Annotated in this window: 7 protein-coding genes; 5 read left to right on the plus strand and 2 right to left on the minus strand. The window is 65.4% G+C overall.

Translation table 11 applies throughout. From position 1 onward, the window contains the following. Positions 1–150 precede the first annotated feature (150 nt). The gene (locus A2J03_RS29455) at positions 151–516 is read right to left on the minus strand and encodes a VOC family protein (RefSeq protein ID WP_068381789.1); all 366 of its coding nucleotides are present in this window, start codon (positions 514–516) and stop codon (positions 151–153) included. Between the two features lie 133 nt (positions 517–649). Here A2J03_RS29455 and A2J03_RS29460 point away from each other — a divergent pair, with 133 nt between their 5' ends. Both A2J03_RS29460 and A2J03_RS29465 read left to right on the plus strand, forming a co-directional pair. Beyond that, positions 650–1624 (plus strand): MsnO8 family LLM class oxidoreductase, encoded by a 975-nt coding sequence (locus A2J03_RS29460; RefSeq protein ID WP_197481035.1) that lies wholly within the window; start codon positions 650–652, stop codon positions 1622–1624. 127 nt (positions 1625–1751) lie between these two features. Next, positions 1752–1955: a hypothetical protein gene (locus tag A2J03_RS29465; RefSeq protein ID WP_068381791.1), complete on the plus strand. Its 204-nt coding sequence runs from the start codon at positions 1752–1754 to the stop codon at positions 1953–1955. Between the two features lie 288 nt (positions 1956–2243). Here the strand turns inward: A2J03_RS29465 and A2J03_RS29470 are convergent, their stop codons facing one another. Further along, positions 2244–2735: a SixA phosphatase family protein gene (locus A2J03_RS29470; protein ID WP_068381793.1), complete on the minus strand. Its 492-nt coding sequence runs from the start codon at positions 2733–2735 to the stop codon at positions 2244–2246. 214 nt (positions 2736–2949) lie between these two features. Between A2J03_RS29470 and A2J03_RS29475 the strand changes: the two genes are divergently transcribed. From A2J03_RS29475 to A2J03_RS29485, 3 genes are all read left to right on the plus strand, one after another. Then, positions 2950–3483: a biotin transporter BioY gene (locus tag A2J03_RS29475; protein ID WP_068381800.1), complete on the plus strand. Its 534-nt coding sequence runs from the start codon at positions 2950–2952 to the stop codon at positions 3481–3483. After that, positions 3480–4601 (plus strand): AMP-binding enzyme, encoded by a 1122-nt coding sequence (locus tag A2J03_RS29480; protein ID WP_068381797.1) that lies wholly within the window; start codon positions 3480–3482, stop codon positions 4599–4601. Before A2J03_RS29475 ends, A2J03_RS29480 begins: the two co-directional genes overlap by 4 nt. After that, a partial coding sequence (locus A2J03_RS29485; RefSeq protein WP_197481034.1) for a thiolase family protein occupies positions 4598–5347 on the plus strand: 750 nt, incomplete at its 3' end. The genes A2J03_RS29480 and A2J03_RS29485, both read left to right, overlap by 4 nt.

The raw sequence follows: 5347 nt of genomic DNA on the forward strand, positions 1-5347 counted from the left end.
GGGCCATCTCGCGACCTATCACGCAGAGTGGAAACTTCCGCCGCTAATCGCGATCGACCACGTTCTCGTGCGCGACGCGTCGGTGACCGAGGTGGGCCTGGTGGATCTGCCCGGATCCGATCACCGAGGCATCCGCGCCTCGCTCGTTCTCTAACGCTGCGGGAGCTCCTGTACCGCCCACTTGTTGCCGTCGGGATCGGCGAAGAACACGAACTTTCCCCAACCGAGGTCGACGACGGGTTCGACCTCGACACCGGCTGCGATGAGGTGGTTCCGGGCTTCCTCGGCGCTGTCGACGACAACCTGCATCCCTTCGACGCTGCCGGGGGCCGCGTCGGTGATGCCGGTTCCGATGGCGATCGAGCACGCCGATCCCGGCGGCGTCAGCTGGACGAAGCGAATCCCGTCCGACGGACTCGCGTCGTGGTCGGCGTTGAACCCGATCCGGGTGTAGAAATCCTTGGCGCGATCCACGTCGGTGACGGGAATCATTACGAGCTCGAGCTTGATGTCCATGAGGTTCTCCTGTGTCGAGGTTCTCCGGTGTCGGGTAGAAACGAGTCTTGCTCCGATTGCGGACAATTTCGGTCCTCGATCACGCCGATTCGCGCAAAGAAATATGCACGACGTGACGACGGTTGCGCTTGAGGTGATTTTGTCCCTGCTCGATCGGTCTCGAACCCGCGACGGGTATTCGGATGGCGCTGCGCTCACAGCGACGATCGAGCGAGCGATCAACGCCGAGAAGCTCGGCTATCACCGGTTCTGGGTCGCCGAGCATCACGGTGTGCCCGGCATAGCGAGCGGGTCGCCTGCGGTTCTTCTTGCGTCGGTCGGTGCCAGGACGTCGAGCATTCGCATCGGATCTGGTGGTGTGATGCTGCCCAACCACCAGCCGTTCGTCGTCGCGGAACAGTTCGCGATGCTCGAGGCTCTGTATCCGGGGCGGGTCGACCTCGGCGTCGGTCGCTCGCTCGGCTTCACCGAACCGGTTCGGGCAGCTCTTCGCACAGGACGCGACGAGTCGGACACGTTCGCTGCCGATCTGGATGAACTGTGGAGCTACTTCGACGGCACCGCAGCGGTGACGCTTCGTCCCGCAGTTGTGCCGCCGCCGGTCTACGTCCTCGCAACGGGGCAGGGTCTCACCGTCGCTGCCGCAGCCGGTCTGCCCGTGGTCGTCGGAGGTCCGATCCTGACGAGCGACGGTTCGGCGCTCGAGGACTATCGACGTCGCTACCGACCCACCATCCAGAACCCGCACCCTCGTGTCGTCGTCTCGCTCGACATCACCGTCGCCGAGACCACCGAACGTGCGCGCACCTTGGCTCTCCCCGAGGCGTGGGCGATGGCGCAATCTCGGCGAACCGGTGAATTCCCGCCCCTGACGCACCCGTCGCAGATCGACCTGAACGCTGCGCCTGCGCGCACCCGCGAGCGCGTCGAAAGGTCGCTCGCCTCCGCAGTTCTCGGCACTCCCGACGAGGTGTCCGATCAGCTGGAGAAGCTGATCGATCGCACCGATCCCGACGAGATCCTGGCATCGACGTCGACGTACGACCGAAAAACACTGTTCGACGCCGATGCCCAGCTGATTCAGCTGGCGCGCTCGCTGTCGAGGTGACTTGTGGAAGATCGGCATCTGACTGGTCTGGCCAGAGAAGTTGGACCTGCTCGGAGTCATCGGCATCGAGGCAGATGCGCGCTACTGTGGAGTGAGGCAGAGGTAAGCGGACGCACGGAGGCGCACCATGGCAGGAAAGAAGATTGACCGGGTTCACGCACAGACCGCGCTCGAAACCGTCCGGGAGAACCCCGCGATCGCTCTCATCGCTGCTGCCCCGGCACTCGTGGTCTTCGCGGTGGTCTGGTGGCTCGCCGGATTCGGCACCGCGCTGCTGCTGCTCATCGCGCTCGGCGTCGTCGGATTCGTCGTCGCGAAGATTCGGCGCTGATCGCCCCTCCCCGGCCCTCCCTGGTGACCGAATGTCTCATTCGGTCTCCGGCCGTGAGCGAACGACTCATTCGGTCACTTGGAGTAGACGAACGACTCATTCGGTCTCCGATTGGGAGCGAACGACTCATTCGGTCACTCCAAGTAGACGAACGGCTCATTCGGTCACTTGGAGTAGACGAACGACTCATTCGGTCACTTGGAGTAGACGAACGACTCATTCGGTCACTTGGAGTAGACGAACGACTCATTCGGTCACCTGGAGGCTGAGCGAACGACCCATTCGGTCCTACCGCGGAACGTGGAACGCCGTGAGCGCCGCGACACCGCGACCGATCTCCGACCACGGTACGTCGACGGTCAGCACCGCCAGCGCGGACGTCGGGAACTTCCTCCCGATCTCGATTGCCGCCTCGGATCCGGTTGCCTCCGCCAATTCCAGTGCAGTGAACGGTATTCCGGGCGCATGCCCGACGACGAGGAGGGTGGTCACCGAGTCGTCGGTCCGCGCGATCTCTTCGATGATCTCCTCTGGTGACGCGCCGTAGATCGTCTCCTCGAACGTGGTTGCAGCGTCGATCCCAGTGGCCACCAGGGTCTGGCGAGTCCGAGTTGCTGTCGAGCAGATCACCGCATCGACACCGCCCAGGGTGTCGGTGATCCATACCCCGGCGAGCGCTGCTTCGCGTTGCCCGCGCTCGGCGAGCGGTCGGTCGTGGTCCGGCGTTCCCTCCGGATAACCGGACTTACCGTGCCGCATGAGGACGAGGGTTCGAGTCATGTTCACTACCGTATCGGTCCCGCGGCACCGGTACCGGAGGTGGCGAGCTCGCAGCCGGTGCGTCGCTAGCAGCCCTTCGTGGGCGCCGCCAGGACCACACCTGCTACCTTGAACGCCGTTCAAGCTTGTATTACTAGGAGTGGTCATGTCAGGTATCGAAGGCGTACGGGAGACAACGGTGTCGGGTTCGAAGGTGCGAATCTCGGCGCGAGAAATGGCGCAGATCGCGGTGTTCGCCGCGCTCATTGCTGCTCTCGGTTTGGCCGGCGCGATCACGGTCGGGTTCAGCGGTGTACCGATCACACTGCAGACGCTCGGCGTCATCCTGGCCGGTGCGGTTCTCGGTCCACGCAAGGGTGTCGCCGCTGTCGCAGTCTTCATCGCGCTCACCCTCATCGGCCTTCCACTTCTGTCGGGCGGCCGAACGGGGCTGACGGCCCTGGCCGGACCAAGTGCGGGTTACCTCGTCGGTTGGATTCCGGCGGTATTCGTCATCGGCCTGCTCACAGCCCGCATCCTGCCGAAATACCCGCTGGTGCTCGGACTGCTGATCAACGCGCTCGGCGGGATCGTGGTCGTCTACGTCTTCGGAACCATCGGCCTGCTGCTGCGTACCGATCTCGGACTGTGGGCCGCAATCTCGACCAACTTCGCGTTCCTCCCCGGAGATCTGGTGAAGGTAGTCATCGCCACAGTCGTCGCGAAAAGTGTGCACCGGGCCTATCCCGGCATCATCGCGACCAGGTGAGCTTGCGTCCGGGCGGGTCGGGGACCGATATCGCGATCGATGTCGGCGGCAGCACACTGTCCTACGACCGATTCGACGCCGCGGTCGCAGAGTGGCCCGAAGCCGCCGTCCACGACGCCTCGGCCCTGGCACTACCCGAAGCACTGATCTGCGTGTTCGCCGCAGCTCGCCAGGGCGCAGCGGTGCTCGTCGAGGATCCAACTGCTCGTCCGGTCCGCTCGGAGATCCCCGACGGTGCGTTCCTGCTCGTCGGAACATCCGGATCGACCGGCACGCCTCGTCCGCTGGCCCGTACGGCGCAGTCGTGGACCGACAGTTTCGAGGAGTTCACCTCGATCACTGGGATCACCGCCTCCGACCGGGTGCTCGTGACCGGCCCGCTGCACGCCACCATGCATCTGTTCGGCGCTGTTCACGCGCTGTGCGTCGGTGCATGCGTCACCGACGACGAACGAACGGCCACGGTGACGCACGCCGTCCCCGCAGTGCTTCGGGAGCTGCTGCACCACGCGCCGAACCTGCACACCGCCGTCGTGGCCGGGACCTCGCTCGATGCAGGCGCGGAAAAGCGTGCGCGCGGCCTGCGACTCGTCGAGTACTACGGCGCCGCTGAGCTGTCGCTCGTCGCGGCACGAGTGGGCGCCGGGCCCCTGCGTCTGCTGGACCGCGTCGAGGCCGAGATCAGGGACGGTCTGCTGTTCGTCCGTTCGCCCTACCGCGTTCTGGGTGCCGACGAGTGGGTCGGAGTCGGCGACCTTGCGGAACTGCGCCCGGGTGGCGAACTCGTCGTGCACGGTCGGGGGAGTTCGGCGGTGAATGTCGGGGGAACGACCATCCTTGCCGAGGACGTCGAACGGATTCTCGACGCCATTGTCGGCGTCAAGGCGTCCGCGGTCGTCGGCACCCCCCACGCTGTTCTCGGTCAGACAGTGACTGCGGTGCTCGAGCTGGAGCACAGCACGCGAGACCAGACCGCGTTGCTGGCACGAATCAAGGACCAGGCACGCGCGTCGCTGCAGAAGGAGGCCGTGCCGCGTCGGTGGACCGTCGTCGACGAGCTCCCTCGAACGGGCAGCGGCAAGATCGCACGGGCCCGAGTGACAGACTCGCAACCATGACCCGAGCAGCCAAGGACGCCCCTGTTCTCGTCGCGCCGTGGCGTACGCCGATCGGCAACGCCGGTCACGGCTTCGCGGACCTCACGACGACAGATCTGGCTGCTCCGGTTCTCCGGGCCACGATGCGAACGCTGCGCGAAGTCGGCTGTACCGCCGAGGTCGACGATGTCGTTCTCGGTAACTGCCTCGGGCCCGGTGGCGATCCGGCACGGATCGCCTCGCTCGCGGCAGGCCTCGGCGTCGACGTTCCGGGTGTCACGGTCGACCGTCAGTGCGGGTCCGGACTGGACGCGGTCATGCAGGCAGCTGCGCGAGTCAAGAGCGGTGACGATCAGCTGATTCTCGCCGGTGGCGTCGAGTCGGCGAGTACCGCGCCGTGGCGGTTCTGGCCCCCGCGCCGTAGTTCCGAGCAAGACAGTGGTATCGAGCCGGTCAGGTACACACGGGCTCCGTTCGCGCCGAAGGGGTTTCCCGATCCGGACATGGGAGTGGCCGCCGACTGTCTTGCTCGCGTGCGCGGGATCAGCCGGGAGCGTCAGGACGCGTACGCCTCACGTTCACATATGGCTGCTGCTGCAACAGATTTCACCGGTGAAATCGTATCCGTGGCGGGCATCGAGCGTGACCAGCGGATCAGGCCGAACATGAGTGAGGGTAGGTTGGCGCGCTTGCGACCGACGTTCACTGCGGACGGCACTGTCACTGCGGGAAATTCGTGCGGAATCTCGGACGGGGCCGCGGTGGTC

Origin of the sequence: Rhodococcus sp. EPR-157 (assembly GCF_001647195.1) — a bacterium.
In the GTDB taxonomy this organism is placed as follows: domain Bacteria; phylum Actinomycetota; class Actinomycetes; order Mycobacteriales; family Mycobacteriaceae; genus Rhodococcoides.